The organism is Bacillus sp. SJ-10, assembly GCF_002843505.1.
Taxonomy (GTDB): domain Bacteria; phylum Bacillota; class Bacilli; order Bacillales; family Bacillaceae; genus Bacillus; species Bacillus velezensis.
The window spans coordinates 2,562,798-2,582,389 of sequence record NZ_CP025258.1; the positions used below are offsets into that span (position 1 = coordinate 2,562,798).

At 45.5% G+C, this 19,592-nt stretch carries 23 protein-coding genes; 18 read left to right on the forward strand and 5 right to left on the reverse strand.

Annotated features, from left to right (window positions below; all coding sequences use genetic code 11):
* Positions 1 to 223: 223 nt before the first annotated feature.
* Positions 224 to 1,129, reverse strand: coding sequence for a homoserine O-acetyltransferase MetA (metA, locus tag CXL14_RS13090; RefSeq protein ID WP_014418164.1), 906 nt, complete (start codon positions 1,127 to 1,129; stop codon positions 224 to 226).
* A 283-nt stretch (positions 1,130 to 1,412) separates the two neighbouring features.
* Between metA and CXL14_RS13095 the strand changes: the two genes are divergently transcribed.
* The 10 genes from CXL14_RS13095 to CXL14_RS13140 all read left to right on the forward strand — a co-directional run bounded on the left by CXL14_RS13095 (position 1,413) and on the right by CXL14_RS13140 (position 9,864).
* Positions 1,413 to 1,895 (forward strand): glutathione peroxidase, encoded by a 483-nt coding sequence (locus CXL14_RS13095; RefSeq protein WP_014418163.1) that lies wholly within the window; start codon positions 1,413 to 1,415, stop codon positions 1,893 to 1,895.
* Between the two features lie 11 nt (positions 1,896 to 1,906).
* Positions 1,907 to 2,515: an HD domain-containing protein gene (locus CXL14_RS13100; RefSeq protein ID WP_014418162.1), complete on the forward strand. Its 609-nt coding sequence runs from the start codon at positions 1,907 to 1,909 to the stop codon at positions 2,513 to 2,515.
* A 68-nt stretch (positions 2,516 to 2,583) separates the two neighbouring features.
* Positions 2,584 to 3,717, forward strand: a complete 1,134-nt coding sequence (locus CXL14_RS13105) for a conserved virulence factor C family protein (RefSeq protein ID WP_014418161.1) — start codon at positions 2,584 to 2,586, stop codon at positions 3,715 to 3,717.
* Between the two features lie 252 nt (positions 3,718 to 3,969).
* Positions 3,970 to 5,646 (forward strand): dihydroxy-acid dehydratase, encoded by a 1,677-nt coding sequence (gene ilvD / locus CXL14_RS13110; RefSeq protein ID WP_007409524.1) that lies wholly within the window; start codon positions 3,970 to 3,972, stop codon positions 5,644 to 5,646.
* Positions 5,647 to 5,727: 81 nt separating this feature from the next.
* Positions 5,728 to 6,162 carry a BrxA/BrxB family bacilliredoxin gene (locus CXL14_RS13115; protein ID WP_003153619.1) on the forward strand — a complete coding sequence of 145 codons (435 nt, stop codon included), beginning with the start codon at positions 5,728 to 5,730 and terminating at the stop codon, positions 6,160 to 6,162.
* 39 nt (positions 6,163 to 6,201) lie between these two features.
* Positions 6,202 to 6,972 (forward strand): class I SAM-dependent methyltransferase, encoded by a 771-nt coding sequence (locus CXL14_RS13120; protein WP_014418160.1) that lies wholly within the window; start codon positions 6,202 to 6,204, stop codon positions 6,970 to 6,972.
* Between the two features lie 262 nt (positions 6,973 to 7,234).
* Entirely contained in the window at positions 7,235 to 7,843 is a 609-nt protein-coding gene (locus CXL14_RS13125; RefSeq protein WP_014418159.1) for a YpjP family protein, read from the forward strand.
* Positions 7,844 to 7,942: 99 nt separating this feature from the next.
* Positions 7,943 to 8,737, forward strand: a complete 795-nt coding sequence (locus CXL14_RS13130; RefSeq protein WP_003153622.1) for a thymidylate synthase — start codon at positions 7,943 to 7,945, stop codon at positions 8,735 to 8,737.
* Positions 8,734 to 9,219: a dihydrofolate reductase gene (locus CXL14_RS13135; RefSeq protein WP_014418158.1), complete on the forward strand. Its 486-nt coding sequence runs from the start codon at positions 8,734 to 8,736 to the stop codon at positions 9,217 to 9,219. Before CXL14_RS13130 ends, CXL14_RS13135 begins: the two co-directional genes overlap by 4 nt.
* A gap of 21 nt (positions 9,220 to 9,240) precedes the next feature.
* Entirely contained in the window at positions 9,241 to 9,864 is a 624-nt protein-coding gene (locus CXL14_RS13140) for a lysophospholipid acyltransferase family protein (RefSeq protein WP_014418157.1), read from the forward strand.
* Positions 9,865 to 9,905: 41 nt separating this feature from the next.
* Here the strand turns inward: CXL14_RS13140 and trhA are convergent, their stop codons facing one another.
* Positions 9,906 to 10,544, reverse strand: coding sequence for a PAQR family membrane homeostasis protein TrhA (gene trhA / locus CXL14_RS13145; protein ID WP_003153625.1), 639 nt, complete (start codon positions 10,542 to 10,544; stop codon positions 9,906 to 9,908).
* Positions 10,545 to 10,560: 16 nt separating this feature from the next.
* On the reverse strand, positions 10,561 to 11,553 hold the full coding sequence (locus CXL14_RS13150) for a sigma-54-dependent transcriptional regulator (RefSeq protein WP_014418156.1): 993 nt from the start codon (positions 11,551 to 11,553) through the stop codon (positions 10,561 to 10,563).
* Positions 11,554 to 11,737: 184 nt separating this feature from the next.
* Here CXL14_RS13150 and ilvA point away from each other — a divergent pair, with 184 nt between their 5' ends.
* From ilvA to CXL14_RS13175, 5 genes are all read left to right on the forward strand, one after another.
* Positions 11,738 to 13,006, forward strand: a complete 1,269-nt coding sequence (ilvA, locus tag CXL14_RS13155) for a threonine ammonia-lyase IlvA (RefSeq protein WP_014418155.1) — start codon at positions 11,738 to 11,740, stop codon at positions 13,004 to 13,006.
* 92 nt (positions 13,007 to 13,098) lie between these two features.
* Positions 13,099 to 13,350, forward strand: coding sequence for a DUF2535 family protein (locus tag CXL14_RS13160; RefSeq protein WP_007409532.1), 252 nt, complete (start codon positions 13,099 to 13,101; stop codon positions 13,348 to 13,350).
* 98 nt (positions 13,351 to 13,448) lie between these two features.
* Positions 13,449 to 14,030, forward strand: coding sequence for an SCO family protein (locus CXL14_RS13165; RefSeq protein WP_032863668.1), 582 nt, complete (start codon positions 13,449 to 13,451; stop codon positions 14,028 to 14,030).
* Positions 14,031 to 14,107: 77 nt separating this feature from the next.
* Complete coding sequence (locus CXL14_RS13170; protein WP_003153635.1) at positions 14,108 to 14,863, forward strand: SGNH/GDSL hydrolase family protein; 756 nt, start codon at positions 14,108 to 14,110, stop codon at positions 14,861 to 14,863.
* 9 nt (positions 14,864 to 14,872) lie between these two features.
* A complete protein-coding gene (locus CXL14_RS13175) occupies positions 14,873 to 15,436 on the forward strand; it encodes a YpmS family protein (protein WP_014418153.1) in 564 nt (187 codons plus the stop codon).
* Between the two features lie 49 nt (positions 15,437 to 15,485).
* Here the strand turns inward: CXL14_RS13175 and CXL14_RS13180 are convergent, their stop codons facing one another.
* Positions 15,486 to 15,911, reverse strand: coding sequence for a MarR family transcriptional regulator (locus CXL14_RS13180; protein WP_025649777.1), 426 nt, complete (start codon positions 15,909 to 15,911; stop codon positions 15,486 to 15,488).
* A gap of 128 nt (positions 15,912 to 16,039) precedes the next feature.
* On the opposite strand from CXL14_RS13180, the gene msrA reads away from it, so the two are divergent.
* Together msrA and msrB are read left to right on the forward strand one after the other, a co-directional pair.
* Positions 16,040 to 16,573: a peptide-methionine (S)-S-oxide reductase MsrA gene (gene msrA, locus CXL14_RS13185; protein WP_003153641.1), complete on the forward strand. Its 534-nt coding sequence runs from the start codon at positions 16,040 to 16,042 to the stop codon at positions 16,571 to 16,573.
* Positions 16,574 to 17,008: a peptide-methionine (R)-S-oxide reductase MsrB gene (gene msrB / locus CXL14_RS13190; protein ID WP_007409536.1), complete on the forward strand. Its 435-nt coding sequence runs from the start codon at positions 16,574 to 16,576 to the stop codon at positions 17,006 to 17,008.
* A 40-nt stretch (positions 17,009 to 17,048) separates the two neighbouring features.
* Here msrB and CXL14_RS13195 read toward each other — a convergent pair whose 3' ends face one another.
* Positions 17,049 to 18,074, reverse strand: a complete 1,026-nt coding sequence (locus CXL14_RS13195; RefSeq protein ID WP_014418151.1) for an SDR family NAD(P)-dependent oxidoreductase — start codon at positions 18,072 to 18,074, stop codon at positions 17,049 to 17,051.
* A 316-nt stretch (positions 18,075 to 18,390) separates the two neighbouring features.
* On the opposite strand from CXL14_RS13195, the gene phyC reads away from it, so the two are divergent.
* Positions 18,391 to 19,542 carry a 3-phytase gene (gene phyC, locus CXL14_RS13200; protein ID WP_014418150.1) on the forward strand — a complete coding sequence of 384 codons (1,152 nt, stop codon included), beginning with the start codon at positions 18,391 to 18,393 and terminating at the stop codon, positions 19,540 to 19,542.
* Positions 19,543 to 19,592 lie beyond the last annotated feature (50 nt).

The following is a 19,592-nucleotide window of genomic DNA, read 5'->3' on the forward strand; positions in this document are numbered from 1 at the left end:
TAAATTCACCTCAATGTAATCAACAACAAGCAAGCTTCATGCATCGTAAGGAGTTATTGTCTATAGATAAACATAACACAAGTGCATCATTTTATAATAAGCGCGGCAACATATTTAAACTAAATTTAATTGATATGTTCCATTATTTTAAAGTTTTGTTATACGCATACTGAATCAAGAGTATTTTATCATATTTTTGTCACCGTATCACTCAAAACAAAAATTAATCCCATTCATACGGGGTTTCCTGATATACGTAATAATTCAGCCAATTCATAAACAATAACGTTGCATGAGCTTTCCAGCGGTTAACAGGTTCTTTCCCGCCGGGCGCAAAATAGTGCTTAGGAGCTTCTACGTTTGAAAGATTTCTCTCTATGTCTCTCTCATACTCCTGAAGTAGCGTATCTGTATCATATTCCGGATGACCCGTTAAGAAAATCTGTTTTTCGTCTTTTGAAACGATTAAACAGACCCCCGCTTCCTCTGAAACGCTGAGCACATCCAGATCCGAAGCCGATTGCAGCTGCTCCGTATTAATATCTGTATGCCGTGAGTGGGGCACATAGTATAGCTCGTCAAATCCTCTTACCAATCTCTCATGTTTTTTAAGAACGGTATGCTCAAACACACCGAAGATTTTTTTCGGCAGCTCCACTTTCTCAATGCCGTAATGATAGTATAAACCGGCTTGAGCGCCCCAGCAGATATGGAGTGTTGAAGTGACGTTCGTTTTGCTCCATTCCATGATTTCCTTCAATTCTTCCCAGTAAGAAACATCTTCAAACGGCAGGTGCTCAATCGGAGCCCCGGTAATAATCATTCCGTCAAACCGTTTGTGGCGGATGTTGGAAAAATCCGTATAAAATTCATCCAGATGCTGCCTTGCCGTATTTTTTGGAGTATGTGTGCTCGGAATTAAGAACGTAAAGTGAACTTGTAAAGGTGAATTCCCAAGCATCCTGAGGAGCTGGGTTTCCGTTTGGATTTTTTTCGGCATCAGATTTAAAATCACGATCTTCTGCGGCCGGATATCCTGATGAAAAGCCCGGCTTTCATCCATTACAAAGATGTGTTCACTTTCAAGCACCTGCTTAGCGGGCAGGTGATTTGGTATATTAATAGGCAACATGCCACCTCCGTTATTCCCCGTTAATTTTCTTCATTATAGAAATTTTTAAGCCATTTTTCAATCCATCCCGGCGTAATAAACCGTATTTAACGCATAATGACAGGGATAAAAGCGGCAAATGGGCATAAATTCAGAGCGGCTCTTTATTATGACGGGTAAAGAGCCGTTTGGTTCCTCGAAAAAACCGTTTTCCGTTAAGTGGAAGGAAAAAGCGGTTACCGTTTGTTTTGCAGTGTAAAACAGGTAAAATAAATGGAGAATGTAAAAAGGAGGGCCGCAGATGACAATTTACGATATAAACGTACGGACCATAACAGGAGAAGACATGACGCTATCGGCTTACAGAGGCAAGGTGATGATCATTGTGAATACAGCAAGCAAATGCGGGTTCACATCCCAGCTCAAGCAGCTTCAGGAGCTCTATGATACATATCGGGAGGAAGGTCTTGAAATATTAGGATTTCCCTGCAACCAATTCATGAACCAAGAACCTGGAAACGAAGCGGAAATTCAAGAGTTCTGCGTGAAAAACTACGGAGTCACATTCCCGATGTTTGCGAAAGTTGATGTCAATGGAGCAGACGCTCATCCTCTCTTCACATATCTGACGGAACAGGCGAAGGGGATGCTCGGCACAAAAGCGGTCAAATGGAATTTCACTAAGTTTATCGTGGACCGAAACGGTGAAGTCACCGGGCGTTTTTCACCGAACGTCAACCCAAAAGAGCTTGAAGATACGGTGCAGAAGCTTTTGGCCCGATAAGAGGTGATACGGTGAACGAAAAAGAGCAGCTGGAAAGCGTCAGGAATTGGGTCAGAGAAAAGCTTATCAATGAACGAACGGGCCATGACTGGCTTCATATTTCCCGGGTCGCAACACTTTCTGTTTATATGGCAAAAGAAGAAGGCGCCGACTTATTTATCACTGAGACGGCCGCGCTGGTTCATGATCTGATTGACGCCAAGCTCGAAAAAAGCGAAAGGCTGACGGCAGGCGAAGTGACAGAACGGCTGGCTGCTTTCAACATCGCGGATGGCCCCATTCAGGAGATTACGGATATTATCACGAGAATGTCATTCAGACACAGGGAACTGCTGAAAAAGCGGCCGCTTTCATTGGAGGGGAAAGTTGTTCAGGATGCAGACATGCTTGATGCGATCGGCGCAGCGGGCATCGGCAGGGCTTTTATGTTTGCCGGGGCGAAGGGTCATCCGATGTACGGAACTCAAACAAGTGTGCTGGCCCATATAGAGGATAAATTAATCAAGCTTAAAGGCTTAATGAATACAAAAACGGGGGCCGGTTTAGCAGAGGAGCGGCATCAATTTCTTTTACAGTTCGCCGCCCGTATCCAAAAAGAGGCCGGCATTTGCAAAAGCTAAGCGGCGCAATAGAACGCTTGTGCCGACTATGTTAGAATAAGTGTCAGATTGCGCATAGGAGGACCAATATGAAGATTAAATCAATAGAACCGACGCCGAGTCCGAACACGATGAAAGTGATTTTGACTGAAGAGCTTCCGGCAGGGAAAAGCAACAATTACAAGCCCGATCAGGCAGATGATGCTCCGGCCGTCGTACGTGATATTTTAAACATTGAAGGAGTAAAGGGCGTTTATCACGTTGCCGATTTCCTGGCTGTGGAGAGAAACGCCCGTTTTGACTGGAAGGAAATTCTGCCTCAGGTCCGTTCCGCTTTCGGAATGGAACATACGGAGCAGTCTGAGAGCCGTTCTGAACAGGAATCGTTCGGTGAAGTGAAGGTTTTCGTACAAATGTTCAGCGGAATCCCGATGCAGGTCAAATTGACGGACGGCGAACGTGAAGAACGCTTCGGCCTTCCGGAACGTTTCCAAGAAGCCATTTTAAAGCTGCGTTCCGAAGCTTCAAATGTCGTATTTGAGCGGGCTTGGAAAGAACAAGGCGTGCGCTTCGGAGATTTTACCGAAATCGGACACGATGTCACAGAAGAGCTTCAGGCCGCCTACAGTGATGAACGGCTCAAACGTCTGACAGAAGCAGCCGCACAGCAAAAGGGTGAGGCCAAACCGGCAGTGCAGCGGAAAGCTTATAAAGTGACATTGGAGATGCTCGATGATGAAGACTGGAAACAGCGCTATGCCCATCTTGAGCAAATGGATCCGGATGAAGACGATTTACCAGTATTGGAAAAGGCGCTGCATGATCCGAAGACTTCGATCAGAAGACAAGCCGTCGTTTATTTGGGAATGATCGAAAAGCCGTCTGTGCTTTCGCTGTTATACAAAGCGCTTGAAGACAAAACGGTGACGGTCAGAAGGACGGCGGGTGACTGTCTGTCGGATCTCGGCGATGCGAGCGCCATCCCGGCCATGATGAAATCGCTCAGTGACTCAAGCAAGCTTGTGCGCTGGCGCGCGGCCATGTTTTTATATGAAGTCGGCGATGAAAGCGCGCTGGAAGCATTAAAAGCGGCGGAAGACGATCCGGAATTCGAAGTCAGCCTGCAAGTCAAAATGGCGATTGAACGGATTGAGCACGGAGAAGAGGCGAAAGGTTCAGTCTGGAAACAGATGACTGAAAGCAGAAAAAAAGAACAGTTATAACAAAAAGGTGCGCCATGCACCTTTTTTATTTGAATTCACTTTTTATAAAAATTATTTAGAATATTGTTGAAAAATGATTCAAAACTCTATATAGTAAGTACAATATTAATTGTTGGAGGGTTTTTATCGAAATACAGAAAGAATAGAAAAGCGAGACAGGGCAAAGATACTGTAAAATTTGCAGAACGCGCCCTAGAATAAACTGAAAATTTTAAAAATAATGCACAGTCTAAAAACAGTAGGGGGATCACCATGGCAGAATTACGCAGCAACATGATCACACAGGGAATTGACAGAGCGCCGCACCGCAGCCTTCTTCGCGCTGCCGGCGTAAAAGAAGAAGACTTCGGCAAGCCGTTTATCGCGGTCTGTAATTCATACATCGATATCGTTCCCGGGCATGTTCACCTGCAGGAATTTGGAAAAATCGTAAAAGAAGCAATCAGGGAAGCGGGCGGTGTGCCTTTTGAATTTAACACGATCGGAGTAGATGACGGAATCGCGATGGGGCATATCGGCATGAGATATTCGCTGCCGAGCCGCGAAATCATTGCCGATTCAGTTGAAACGGTCGTCTCGGCGCACTGGTTTGACGGAATGGTCTGCATTCCGAACTGCGACAAAATTACGCCGGGAATGCTGATGGCGGCTATGCGGATTAATATTCCGACCATTTTTGTCAGCGGGGGGCCGATGGCAGCCGGCCGTACAAGCGACGGCCGCAAAATTTCGCTTTCTTCAGTATTTGAAGGCGTCGGCGCATATCAAGCCGGGAAAATCGGTGAAAGCGACCTGCAGGAGCTGGAACAGTTCGGCTGCCCGACGTGCGGATCTTGTTCGGGCATGTTTACGGCAAACTCCATGAACTGTCTGTCTGAAGCGCTCGGTCTGGCGCTTCCGGGCAACGGAACAATTCTAGCAACTTCACCGGAGAGAAGAGAGTTTGTGAGAAAATCAGCGGCCCAATTGATGGAGACCATCAAAAAAGACATTAAGCCGCGCGATATCGTCACCGAAAAAGCGATTGACAACGCGTTTGCGTTAGACATGGCTCTCGGCGGCTCAACCAACACGGTGCTTCATACGCTTGCGCTTGCCAATGAAGCTGGGGTTGAGTACTCTTTAGAACGCATTAACGAAGTGGCTGAACGAGTGCCTCACTTATCGAAATTGGCGCCGGCCTCGGACGTCTTCATTGAAGATCTGCACGAAGCGGGCGGAGTCTCGGCGGCCCTTAATGAATTGGCGAAAAAAGAAGGGGCGCTTCATCTTGACGCGCTGACTGTAACAGGCCGCACACTCGGAGAAACAATTGCGGGTCATGAAGTAAAGGATTATGACGTGATTCATCCGCTTGACAATCCGTTTACCGAAAAAGGCGGTTTGGCCGTCCTGTTTGGGAATCTGGCTCCGGACGGCGCCATTATCAAAACAGGCGGTGTACAGGACGGGATTACAAGACATGAAGGTCCCGCTGTCGTCTTTGATTCCCAGGATGCCGCGCTTGAAGGCATTATAAACCGCAAAGTAAAAGAAGGAGATGTTGTCATTATCCGTTATGAAGGGCCAAAGGGCGGCCCGGGCATGCCGGAGATGCTTGCTCCGACGTCTCAGATTGTCGGAATGGGGCTTGGCCCGAAAGTGGCGCTTATTACAGACGGGCGTTTTTCAGGAGCGTCCCGGGGCCTTTCAATCGGGCACGTATCGCCTGAAGCGGCTGAAGGCGGCCCGCTCGCATTCGTAGAAAACGGCGACCATGTCATCGTTGACATAGAAAAACGGATTTTGGACGTACAAGTGCCTGAAGAAGAATGGGAAAAACGCAAGGCCGAATGGAAAGGCTTCGAGCCGAAAGTAAAAACAGGATATCTGGCCCGGTATTCCAAACTCGTAACAAGCGCCAATACAGGCGGAATCATGAAAATATAAAACAGAGGCCTGAACAATTGAATTCCGGCCCCCTCTATAGTATCCTTGACTTCATATAAGGATTTTAGAGGGGGCTTTTTTATGTCAATGGCTTATGAAGAATATATGCGCCAGCTGGTCGTGCCGATGCGCCGTGAGCTGACGGGTGCGGGTTTTCAGGAATTAACGACTGCTGAAGAAGTAGAAAGTTTTATGGAACAGGCAGAGGGCACGACATTGGTCGTTGTCAACTCCGTGTGCGGCTGTGCAGCCGGTCTTGCCCGTCCGGCTGCGACTCAGGCTGTTTTACAGCATGAAAAAGCGCCTGATCATACGGTTACCGTATTTGCCGGTCAAGATAAAGACGCAACTGCAAAAATGCGTGAATATTTTACGGGGCAGGAACCTTCATCGCCATCAATGGCGCTGTTAAAAGGGAAAGAGGTCGTTCATTTTATTCCCCGCCACGAAATTGAAGGGCATGACATGGAGGAAATTATGAAAAATCTGACGGATGCCTTCGATGCGCACTGCTGAAATGCCCGATTTCCGGGCATTTTCTTTTTGGAGAAAAAAATGATCACAACGAGTTACAGACCAAGCGAATATACGATACACACAGCGCAGTCACTCAGTGTCAGGCTGGGTGACACTTACTGCAGCCGCAATAAACAGCCCATTGAAAAAATGCTGGAACGAGCGGCTGGTGATCTTTTAGTCATCGGAAAGGAACGGTTCGAACTTTACACGAAGCAAGGGGAGAAGTTCTTTTTTCACCCGAATACAGCGATGTTCCGTGCAAAGCGGTTTTTGAGAGGGGAAGCCGAGCCGTTGTTAAAAGCAGCCGGATTACGCGAGGGGGATTCCTTTTTAGATTGTACGCTCGGCCTGGCATCTGATGCGATTTTGGCAAGCCTGACAGTCGGAAAAAGCGGACAAGTCATCGGCCTGGAGAAAAACAAGCTTGTCTCATTGCTTGTTGAAACAGGACTTCAAACGTGGGAAACCGGAATGGAGCCGCTCCAAACCGCCATGAAACGCATTCAGGTCAAACATGCCGACTGCGCCGATTATTTGCGGGAGCTTCCTGATTCATCGGTAGATGTCATTTATTTTGACCCGATGTTTCACGAACCTGTTGAAACGTCAGACGGCATTGCACCGCTCCGCGCGCTGGCAGAAGAGGGTTTTAACGAAGAGTGCATCACGCAAGCCGTCCGGGCGGCGAAAAAATGCGTAGTGCTTAAAGACCATTGGAAAAGCCCGCGGTTTGAACGATACGGCTTCAAGGTGCTGAAAAGAAAGACGGCGCTTTTCCACTTCGGTGTCATACATGTAAGCTCATGATATCATGGGCTTCTTTTTCGTTAATCAGTGATTTCCATAACGACAAAATAAAGCAGCGTGAGAAGTGATACAGTCGCAAATAAAGCGTTAATCATCTCATCCCCTCCTTTTTCTCCTTCTTATTGTAAGCGGTTTATCCGCTCGGTCACAGTTACCAATTTCCCATATTGCATGATAATACGCTGCCGGACATGACGCCGCGCTTTCATCTATGCTAAAATAAAGGAAAAGAGGACAATAAAACAGAGGGGAACAATCTGTCATGAAATTGTGGATGAAAAAGACCCTTGTGGTTCTGTTTACCATTGTAACGTTCGGACTCGTGTCTCCTCCGGCTGCTTTGATGACAGACAAGCCTTCAGGACAGTCGAGCAGTCTTGAGCAGAATGATTACACCGCTTTTTATGATGAACATGCCCTGCCGGGAGAAGAGAAGGCAGGGCGGGAGCCTGAATTGCTGTTTCAATCGTATCAGCAGCAGCTTCTCGGTGATGCTGAAAATCAATCATTTTTAAAATTCGGCAGCAAAATCTCTCCGATCATTGAAGATGATTACAGAAGTGAAATTCTGCCGAAAATCGAAGATGTGATCACAGGACATTTAGCCAAGTTTCAAGATGATGAAGCGTATCAGGATGTGGTTATTTCCAGTAAACCGTCGGCCGGAAAAACCGAAAAAATTTTTCATGTGTATAACAGGCTGACGGGTGAAGACCTTTTAAGGTTTCACGTCCGCCGGGACCATCCTCCGCAAGACGGCTACTGGTTTAATTTTCATTACCATACCGCTGAAGACGGATTTCAATCACATCATGAGCTCGGCAGCATTTACTGGGACCGCAATACGCCGCCTGACTGGATGAGCGTGTAATAGCGAGAAGAAATAAAAAAATCATTTCTGAGAAATTTTGCAGAAATGATTTTTTATTGTGTTACACTACTAAAAGACTACTTTAAAAGGATGAAAAAAATGAAACAATATAAAGATTTGTGCCGTCATGTGTTAGAAAACGGAGAAAAAAAAGGAGACCGTACGGGAACGGGGACGATCAGCACGTTCGGCTACCAAATGCGGTTTAACCTTCAGGAAGGTTTCCCGATGCTTACGACGAAAAAGCTCCATTTTAAATCCATCGCGCATGAGCTGCTTTGGTTTTTAAAAGGAGATACGAATGTCCGCTACCTTCAGGAAAACGGAGTCCGCATCTGGAACGAATGGGCGGATGAAAACGGAGAACTCGGACCGGTTTACGGTTCTCAATGGCGTTCATGGCGCGGAGCGGACGGCGAGACCATTGATCAAATCTCCCGGCTGATTCACGACATCAAGACAAACCCGAATTCCAGACGTTTAATCGTCAGCGCTTGGAATGTCGGCGAAATTGATCATATGGCGCTTCCGCCTTGCCACTGCCTGTTTCAGTTTTATGTCGCGGACGGAAAACTGTCGTGTCAGCTTTATCAGCGCTCAGCGGATGTCTTTCTCGGTGTGCCGTTTAATATTGCGTCTTATGCGCTTTTAACAATGATGATCGCGCATGTGACGGGGCTTGAACCGGGTGAGTTTGTTCATACATTCGGAGACGTCCACATTTACCAAAACCATGTGGAGCAGGTGAATTTGCAGCTGACAAGGGATGTCCGTCCGCTGCCGAAACTGCGGTTTGCGCGAAATGTTGATTCTATTTTTGATTTTACGTTTGAAGACTTTATCATTGAGGATTATGACCCGCATCCGCACATCAAAGGAGCTGTCAGCGTATGATTTCGTTTATTTTTGCGATGGATGAAAACCGGCTGATCGGAAAAGATAACGATCTGCCTTGGCACCTTCCCGATGATCTCGCATATTTCAAAAAAGTGACGACGGGTCACACCATTGTAATGGGGCGGAAAACGTTTGAATCAATCGGACGCCCGCTTCCGAACCGGCGTAACATCGTTGTAACCTCACGGGACGAATCTTTATTCCCGGGCTGTATTACCGCCGACTCGGCTGAGGAAGTGCTCAAGCTGATCCCGCCCGATGAAGAATGCTTTGTGATCGGCGGCGCCCAGCTGTACAGTGCGCTCTTTCCTTATGCGGACAGGCTCTACATGACAAAAATTCACCATGTCTTTGAAGGAGACCGTTTTTTTCCGGAATTTAATGAAGCTGAATGGGAATTGACATCCCGCAAACAGGGAGTAAAAGATGAAAAAAACCCTTACGATTATGAGTACCTTGTATACGAGAAAAAGAATTGAGTTTAAGCAGGGGGACAAGAATTGATTCGTTACGGCTGCCTTGTGATGTACGTTGTATTTATGTTCATGAAAAATATTCAGGAATATATCAATCAAAAAGAGCTTGACCCGCGGCTTTCTTTTCAAAAACAGATGAGGCTGGTGTATGAGCGGCCGAAAGCCTTTATGAGAGGCTGCATTGACGTGTCGGGATCGGCAATCGGCATTCATCATGATCAGCCGATACCGGACGGCCCCGTATTGTATGTGCATCCCAGATTGCGCCCGGCTGATCTTCTGCTGCTTGCGGGACATCTTGAAGAGCCGGCTGGTTTTATCGCTGGCGAGAAAGCTTTCCGGATGCCGTTTCTCGGAAATTGGCTGCGGCTGATGGGTGTCATTTGTGACGGAGACAGCCAGGATGCCGTGTTTCAGGAGGCGGAAGTCCGTCTGCAAAAAGGGCAAAGTCTGATTCTGTCCGAAGACGGCAAAATCAATCCGGAGGAACTGGCTCTTCGTTTCGATCTCCCGATTGTGCCTGTCAGCACTTCGGGAACAGACCGGCTCCTGCGGGGCAGATTACTGAAACGGCTGAAACCGGCTGACATTGAATTACATATAAAGCCCGCTTATTATCCGGCCGGTCAGAAACGGCTCCGTGCATAAAAAAAGCACAGTCTCTATACGAGAGGCTGTGCTTTTTTATTTCAGATAAAGGGAACTTTGACGCAATAAAACAAAATACAGAAAAACATCGAGGCGCTGCCGCCTAAAACAAAACTGTGCCAAATGGCGTGATGATACGGAACCTTTCTCCAAATATAAAATATTGTGCCGGCTGAATACAATAAGCCGCCGAAAAGAAGAAGGCCGAAACCGGGGCCTGACAGCGAAGCGTACAGCGGTTTAATGGCGATGATGATCAGCCAGCCCATCATTAAATAGACAAGCGTTGAAAAAATGATAAACCGCTTTACGAAAAAGATTTTAAACACGATGCCTCCGATGGCAAGCGACCAAACAATAATTAAAAGGGTCAGACCGAGCGCCCCTTTAAGTGGTCCTAATAAAAATGGCGTATATGTTCCGGCTATTAATACGTATATCGCGGAATGATCCACAATCTCAAGAATGTCTTTCGTTTTTTTGTGCTGAATGCTGTGCAAAAGAGTCGAGCTGAGATACAGCAGCAGCATTGAAGCGCCGAAGATTGAAAAGCTGACGATGTCTGTCGGCGAGCCGTATTTCACCGCGAAGATAATGAGAAAAATAAGCGCCGGAATCGACAGCAATACACCGATTCCGTGTGTGACGGCATTTGCGATTTCTTCTTTTATTGTGAACAATCAAATGTCCTCCTTTTTAAAGGATTTGTTTTTGCAGTGACTGCAAAAAGCTCAACCCTTCTAATGTAATTTTTGTTCCTGCGCGTCCTCGGCCTTTTGTCACATAGTTCATCTTTTCTAAGTAATCAAGCCTGTTTCTGACCTGCTGGGGCGATAATGTCATTGTGCTGTTTTCGCTTAATTCGGATATGCTCCGTCTGCTGGCGGGTTCGCCCTTTGTATTTAAGTCTTTAATTGATTCCAAAATAAACAAAAACTCTTCTTTCTCCATCAATGTCAGCCGTTTTTCTTTTTTCTTAGCTGTTTTCGCTTTCTGGCTGTTTTTGATATACTGCGGGACATCATCGGGATAAATCGTGCTGCCGGATGCTGCCGCGGCCATATAGTACGCCGCATTTTGAAGTTCTCTGATGTTGCCGTTAAAGGTGTGCCGCTCAAACAGCGGATAAACGGACGGATCGATATGAACATGCTGCCCCGTGGCTGTCAGCATATGCTGCAGAAGAAGCTGTATATCGCTTTTTCGTTCAGATAAAGCAGGGAGCGGAAGGCATAACACGTGAAGCCTGTAAAATAAATCTTGGCTGAACGTATTTTCCGCGCCGGTATCGCCAAGATCCGCCGTGCTGCTTGCAATGATGCGGGCGGAAAGCCCGGCGTCCAGCTCGGAAAGAAGGCGGGCCTGTACCGAGAGCGGCATGTCTCCGATTTCATATAAGAATAATGTTCCGCGGCGGGCCCTGTTTAATGCGCCTTCAGCGCCGAACAGTTCATACTCGAGCCGCTCTTCGCTTTGGCTGCAGTGAACGGTAATAAATAGTTCGCTGTTTCTGCGGGATTTATGGTGGATCGCTCTGGCCATTTGTTTTTTTCCGGTTCCGACTTCACCTGTTATGAAGACCGGCAAATCAGATAAGGCAAATTGCGAGGCCAATCGTTTCGCTTCTGAAAAGGTGTGATGTTCGCCGGCTAGTTGATAAAAAGGATCAGTTTGTTCAATTACACTCATGAATTGGCTCCTTTTGGTTATAATTGGTTTAAGTATAACACGTTTGTGCGATCGAAAATATCTTTTTCTCTTGTATCGGTTTATTTATTTTTATTTACGAAATTAAAATAATTATCTTATTGTTTGAATATTCATGTTATAATGGCATATTAAATAGGGATTTAAATAAGAAAGGACTCTGTAAATGAAACCGTTGCTTAAAGAAGACTCTCTCATCCAGGTAAAAGACATTTTAAAAGCGCACCAAAACGTAAAGGACGTTGTGATACATACGCCTTTGCAGAGGAATGACAGACTTTCTGAGAGGTATGGCTGCAATATCTATTTGAAAAGAGAAGACCTGCAGGTGGTCAGGTCATTTAAGCTCAGAGGGGCTTATAATAAAATGAGGCAGCTCTCAAAAGAGCAGACTGAAAACGGAATTGTATGCGCAAGTGCGGGAAACCATGCGCAGGGGGTTGCGTTTTCATGCAAACACCTCGGCATTCACGGCAAGATTTTTATGCCGTCAACCACACCGAGACAGAAAGTATCCCAAGTGGAACTGTTCGGAAAAGAATTTGTTGAAATCATATTGACGGGTGACACTTTCGATGATGCGTATAAGAGTTCTGCGGAATGCTGTGAAAAAGAAAACCGCACGTTTATCCATCCGTTTGACGATCCCGATGTCATGGCCGGACAGGGAACGGCTGCCATCGAAATTTTAAATGACATTGACGTTGAACCGCATTTTCTTTTTGCAAGCGTAGGGGGAGGAGGACTCCTGTCCGGGCTCGGCACGTACATGAAAAACATCTCGCCGGATACAAAAATCATAGCGGTAGAGCCGAAGGGCGCAGCCTCCTATTTTGAATCGAAAAAAGCCGGACAAGTGGTTGAACTTGAGAAAATTGATAAATTTGTCGATGGGGCGGCCGTAAAAAAAATCGGCGCCGAAACCTTTCAAACGCTCGAAACCGTTGTCGATGACGTTGTGCTTGTCCCGGAAGGAAAAGTGTGCAGCACGATTCTCGAATTATATAATCAATGCGCCATCGTAGCGGAGCCGGCGGGTGCATTATCCGTGTCAGCACTTGATCTGTACAAGGAAGAGATTAAAGGGAAAAACGTCATCTGCGTGGTCAGCGGAGGGAATAACGACATCGGCAGAATGCAGGAGATGAAGGAACGCTCCATGATTTATGAGGGGCTGCAGCATTATTTTATCGTTAATTTCCCGCAAAGGGCGGGAGCGCTTCGCGAATACCTTGATGAAGTGCTCGGGCCTGATGATGACATCACCCGGTTTGAATATACGAAAAAAAATAACAAAAGCAGCGGCCCCGCATTGGTCGGCATTGAGCTTAAGCATCGGGAAGATTACGGCGCGCTCATTGCCCGGATGAATCAAAAAGGATTTCATTACGTAGAGGTGAATAAAGATCAGGATCTGTTCCACCTGTTAATCTGACTTTTTTTAGAACGGCCGCGCAAAATGACAGACACGCTTTCTTAGATTGTATATAATAAAAAGAAAACAATCGAAAAAGAAGGATTGATATCTTGTTACTCAAAAGCCTAGAGTTCAAACGACAGGACGGGATTCAGGTAAAAGTGACAGAAATACCGGTTGTCACGGAAGGTGAACATTATTTTTTTCAAATTCATCAGCACCTCGAGCTTTATTTGAGAGAAGTTTTTGCTTCACAAAGTGTGAGAACAGTGTATTCATTCCGACAATATGTCAAGCGCCGTATGAAGTGGAAAGATTACGAGGCCGTTTTCAACCAAGAGATTTTAAAACATAACGCATAACGGTGCATATTCCTTAGCGCCTTCCTTTTGATAAGGGAGGGTGCGGGAATTTTTTTATGATGAATGCTGTAAGCGTTTTATCCATGGGGGGAATGGAAATGAAAAAAATGAAAATCTTCGCTGCCGTCTTTTGTTTGCTGCTCTTGTGCGCCTGCGGGGGGAAAACGATAAAAGACCCGCTGAACTATCAGATTGAACCGTTTTCATTTCAGAACCAAGACGGAAAAACAGTGTCACTGAAAAGCCTGAAGGGGCATGTCTGGATTGCCGATTTTATGTTTACAAACTGTAATACAGTCTGTCCGCCGATGACGGCCCACATGACCGAACTGCAAAAAAAACTGAAGGCTGAGAATCTGGACGTGCGGATTGTGTCGTTCAGTGTAGATCCTGAAAAGGATACGCCGAAACAGCTGAAAGCATTTGCTTCCAAATATCCGCTTTCGCTTCGCAACTGGGATTTTCTGACCGGTTACAGCCAAAAGGACATTGAAGATTTTGCGCTGAACAGCTTTAAAGCAATCGTCAAAAAGCCGGAGGGAGAGGATCAGGTCATACATCAAACTTCTTTTTATTTAGTCGGACCTGACGGCAAGGTGCTTAAAGATTATGACGGTGTGCAGAAAGTTCCGTATGATGATATCCTGTCAGATGTCAAAGCGGCTGAGGAGCTCAAGTAAACTGGCAGATTAGACATTTTCAAATCTGAAAAAACATGTTACACTTTCCACTAGTAGACGGGGAAGGAGCAACCAGATTGAAGCTGCGAATGTTCTCATTGATCGCCGGACTGGCTTTGCTTTTATCAGCTTGTTCTGTCCAGCGCACCGGTTCTGACGCTGAAGAACCGAAAACGAAAGATCATATTGTCATAGCTGCGGTCGGTGATTCATTGACTGAAGGAGTAGGAGATCCTGACGGTTCAGGATACGTCGGCAGGGCAGCGGAGTCTCTTAAGAAAAAGGGACATGTGAAAACGGTAGATATTAAAAATTATGCGGTGCAGGGGGACAAAACGTCGGACCTGCTGGAAAAGCTTGATAATAAAAAAGTTCAGAAATCATTAAAGAGCGCCGACTATATCTTTTTTACCATCGGCGGCAATGACTTAATGAAGGTGCTCCGCCAGAATATGATGCAGCTGACGGTTCAGCCGTTCCAAAAGGAAGAGAAACCTTTTGAAAAACGATTCAAGGCGATCGTTTCAAAAATCCGCAAATATAATGAAAACGCAGAGCTGGTGTATGTCAGCATGTATAACCCATTCACGTTTACGCTGCCTGAATTAAAAGAAATTAATGGGGTTGTAACGGATTGGAACAAGATCGCCGCAAAAGAGCTGGAAAAAGATCCCCACGCCGCCGCGGTGAATGTTGAAGACTTGTTCAGTCAAAAAAGCGGCAGCAGACGGATTTCAAAGGATGATGATTTTCATCCGAACGCAAAAGGGTATGCACTCATCGCCGATCGATTGTACGGCATCATTGAAAAACAAGGGTTACCAGCAGAATAGGGTGAAATGATGAAAAAGTGGAAATCGCTGTTTTTTGTTCTTCTCGCACTCAATGTGATTGCCGCCGCGGTAATTGTGACATTATTGGTTATGCCGGGAGAGCAGGCGAAAATACAAGATCAGACAAAAAGTGAGTACGGCTTTCATATCACAAGCTCCAAAGAATCTCTTGCCAGGTTTGTGAATGCTTACTTAAAAGAGAAGGCATCGAATCAGCTTGACTACAAAGTGGACATCAATAACGATGTACACGTGGCAGGTAAAATCAAAGCATTCTCAACCTCCATTAATGCGGTCGTCACTTTTGAACCGTCCGTACAGGAGAACGGAGATGTGATTTTGAAAGTGACGAAATTTTCATTAGGCGAATTAAGCCTGCCGATCAGCTTTGTGCTGAATTATATGGACAGCTTTTATGAACTCCCGTCATTTGTGCACGTTCATCCTGGGGATAAAAGCATCGAGATCCGTCTGTCAGAAATGCCTTTAGACAACGGCATGTATGTAAAAGCGAATAAAATCAATCTCGACACGGATGAAATTGAATTTTCCTATTATCATCCGAAACAATAAGTTTTCATAAAAAAACACAGATCCTTTCAGGGATTTGTGTTTTTTCGTGTCAGCGTTTTTTGTCTAGCTTGCTGAACAGTTTGATTAACGTTGCAAGCTCTTCATCAGAGTAGCAGTCAAACCGTTTAAAAAAGTATTCTGTTTTTTTCTGGTTGAAATGATCGACAATTTTCTCCCCGGATTCCGTAATATGGATTCTGATAATTCGCCTGTCCTCTTTAGAACGGATGCGGGTGATCCATTCCTTTTCTACTAAAGCGTCGGTCACTGCGGTAATGTGGCTTGCGGAGACCTCAAGAATGGGGGCGAATTCCGTTACTTTTTTAGGCCCTTGTTCACTGAGAATCCGCAAAATGGTGAATTCGTTCCTGGACAGCTCTTTATCTAGAATTTCATTAACTTCATTTCTGATTTGTTTAAACACTTTTCGAAGCAAAGCTTCCATATCATACATCATTTGTGTCCTTACTTTCAAATCATGAACCTCCAATATGTAGTCAGCGTGGCATTCGTTTAGCTTCCCCTGAAAGCAGAATTATTTTTATTCTGTTTATACATGCTATAATATAATAATACCACGTATGAACAAAGGAGGGCACCCGTATGTCAGAAAAAAAAGAAATCGCCACATTTGCAGGCGGCTGTTTTTGGTGCATGGTGAAGCCGTTTGACGAACAGCCCGGAATTGAAAAGGTGGTGTCCGGCTATACAGGAGGCCATACTGAGAATCCGACTTACGAAGAAGTGTGCAGTGAAACGACCGGACACAGAGAAGCCGTTCAAATCACATTCCAACCTGACATTTATCCGTATGAAAAGCTTGTCGAGCTGTTTTGGCAGCAGATCGACCCGACTGATGCAGGCGGCCAGTTTGCAGACCGCGGAAGTTCATATCGGGCGGCGATATATTACCATAACGATGAACAAAAACAAATCGCTGAAGCCTCAAAAAAACAGCTTGAAGAAAGCGGCATATTTAAAAAGCCGATCGTGACAGACATTTTAAAGGCTGAGCCTTTTTATGAAGCGGAAGGCTATCATCAGCACTTTTATAAGAAAAATCCTGATCATTACGGGCGCTACCGTGTAGGTTCCGGACGTCAAGGCTTTCTGGATGAGCATTGGAGGGACAGATAGATGGCTTTTAATAAAGAAGAAAAAATCAAATCATTAAACCGCATGCAATATGAAGTCACACAAAATAACGGAACGGAGCCGCCGTTTCAAAATGAATTCTGGGATCACAAAGAAGAGGGGCTGTATGTTGATATCGTATCGGGAAAGCCCTTGTTTACTTCTCTGGATAAATTCGATTCTCATTGCGGCTGGCCCAGTTTTACAAAACCGATTGAGGAAGAAGAGGTTGACGAAAAACTGGACACAAGCCACGGGATGATCCGGACGGAAGTGAGAAGCAAAACAGCTGATTCCCACTTAGGCCACGTATTTAATGACGGTCCGGGGCCAAGCGGTCTCCGTTATTGCATTAACTCTGCGGCACTCCGGTTTATTCCGAAAGACAAGCTGAAGGAAGAGGGCTATGAAGCCTGTCTGCATTTATTTGAAAAATAGAGCTCAGCAATGAGGCCTGCCTATCAGACAGGCCTTTTTTCTATGTTTTTTTTTCTTCATGTAATCGTTCAATAATCTTTACGATTGTGTCTTTTGTGATGAGCGGCGCCTGATCGGATTGATATCTGGGGAGATTGACCTTCCGAAATTCCGGATGTTTGGCGGGTTCCGGCAATATTGCGTAAAGATTGCCCCATTCATATAAAGATTCCGTCTCATGAGGAGAGGTCAGTTCTTCATGAAGCTTCTCACCGGGGCGTTTTCCCACTTCAACAGCTGCGGGGCGCGGCAATCCGTGCCGGAACGCATATTCTTCAAACCCGTGAAGCAGTTCTTCGAGCCTCAGGGACTCCATTTTAAAAATAAACGTTTCTCCGCCCTTTGTGATCGCCGCAGATTGCAGGGTGAGCGTTGCAGCGTCATCAATCGACATAAAAAACCTCGTCATGTTTTTATCCGTAATGGTGAGCGGGCCGCCTGCCATCAACTGCTCAAATAAAATAGGAATAACGGAACCGCGTGAACCGAGCACATTGCCGAAGCGGACCGAACAAAACACCGTACCGCGGTTTTGAACATGATGATTTGCCTGATGAAACAGCTTCTCGGACAACAATTTCGTAGCTCCCATTGTGTTTACCGGGGAAACGGCTTTATCGGTACTGATATTAATCACATGCGTCACTTCCTGCAGCAAAGCGGCTTCTGCGACATTTTGTCCGCCGATAAGGTTGGTTTGAATGGCTTCAAAGGGATTATCCTCACATGTCGGAACCTGCTTCAGCGCAGCTGTGTGAAAGACAATATCAACACCTTTCATCACTTGGTTGACTCTTCTGTAGTCACGAACATCGCCGAGCACAAACGACAGTCTTTGTTCATCCGCGTATTTTTGTTTCATTACATATTGTTTACTGTCATCTTTGCTGAACACAATGACTTCTTTAGGGGTTAAGAGCAAAAGGCGTTTTACTATTTGGCTTCCGATTGATCCTGTCCCGCCTGTGACGAGAACAGTTTTATCGTGAAAAAACGGTTGTAGCTCTACTGCTTGCTGTTTAGGCATGGCTTATCCTCCAACTCTCGTTTCTCTACCATGCATCATATGTTGAACAATTTCAGCGAGTTAATGAAAGAAACCAATAAATCAAAAATTAGAGAAAAACATTAATCTGATGCGCTTTCATATCGCTTTATCCGATTAATAGAATAGAAATCACAAATAAAACATTGTACTAAATATTCATTTTAAATATTTGCTCACGTCAATTTTTTCTCTCCGTAAATTCTCACATGCGGACAATCTTCACAAAAACTTAACACTGAACTTCCTGTATGTATTTTACAATTAAAGTGAACGTTCATTAAAAGGAGGAAGGAAAATGAATCATTCAAAAACACTTTTGTTAACCGCGGCAGCCGGATTGATGCTCACATGCGGTGCGGTTTCTTCCCAGGCCAAGCATAAGCTGTCTGATCCTTATCACTTTACCGTGAATGCGGCGGCGGAAACGGAGCCGGTTGATACAGCCGGTGATGCAGCTGATGATCCTGCGATTTGGCTGGACCCCAAGAATCCTCAGAACAGCAAATTGATCACAACCAATAAAAAATCAGGCTTAGTCGTGTACAGCCTAGAGGGAAAGACGCTTCATTCCTATCATACCGGGAAGCTGAACAATGTTGATATCCGCTATGATTTTCCGTTGAACGGAAAAAAAGTCGATATTGCGGCGGCATCCAATCGGTCTGAAGGAAAGAATACCATTGAGATTTACGCCATTGACGGGAAAAACGGCACATTACAAAGCATTACAGATCCAGACCGCCCGATTGCATCAGCAATTGATGAAGTATACGGTTTCAGCTTGTACCACAGTCAAAAAACAGGAAAATATTACGCGATGGTGACAGGGAAAGAAGGCGAATTTGAACAATACGAATTAAATGCGGATAAAAATGGATACATATCCGGCAAAAAGGTAAGGGCGTTTAAAATGAATTCTCAGACAGAAGGGATGGCAGCAGACGATGAATACGGCAGTCTTTATATCGCAGAAGAAGATGAGGCCATCTGGAAGTTCAGCGCTGAGCCGGACGGCGGCAGTAACGGAACGGTTATCGATCGTGCCGACGGCAGGCATTTAACCCCTGATATTGAAGGACTGACGATTTACTACGCTGCTGACGGGAAAGGTTATCTGCTTGCATCAAGCCAGGGTAACAGCAGCTACGCGATTTATGAAAGACAGGGACAGAACAAATATGTTGCGGACTTTCAGATAACAGACGGGCCTGAAACAGACGGCACAAGCGATACAGACGGAATTGACGTTCTGGGTTTCGGGCTGGGGCCTGAATATCCGTTCGGCCTTTTTGTCGCACAGGATGGAGAAAATATAGATCACGGCCAAAAAGTGAATCAAAATTTTAAAATGGTGCCTTGGGAAAGAATCGCCGATAAAATCGGCTTTCACCCGCAGGTCAATAAACAGGTTGACCCGAGAAAACTGACTGACAGAAGCGGAAAATAAACATGAAAAAAGCAGCTTATCAAAGCTGCTTTTTTTGATGTGAAGAGCGT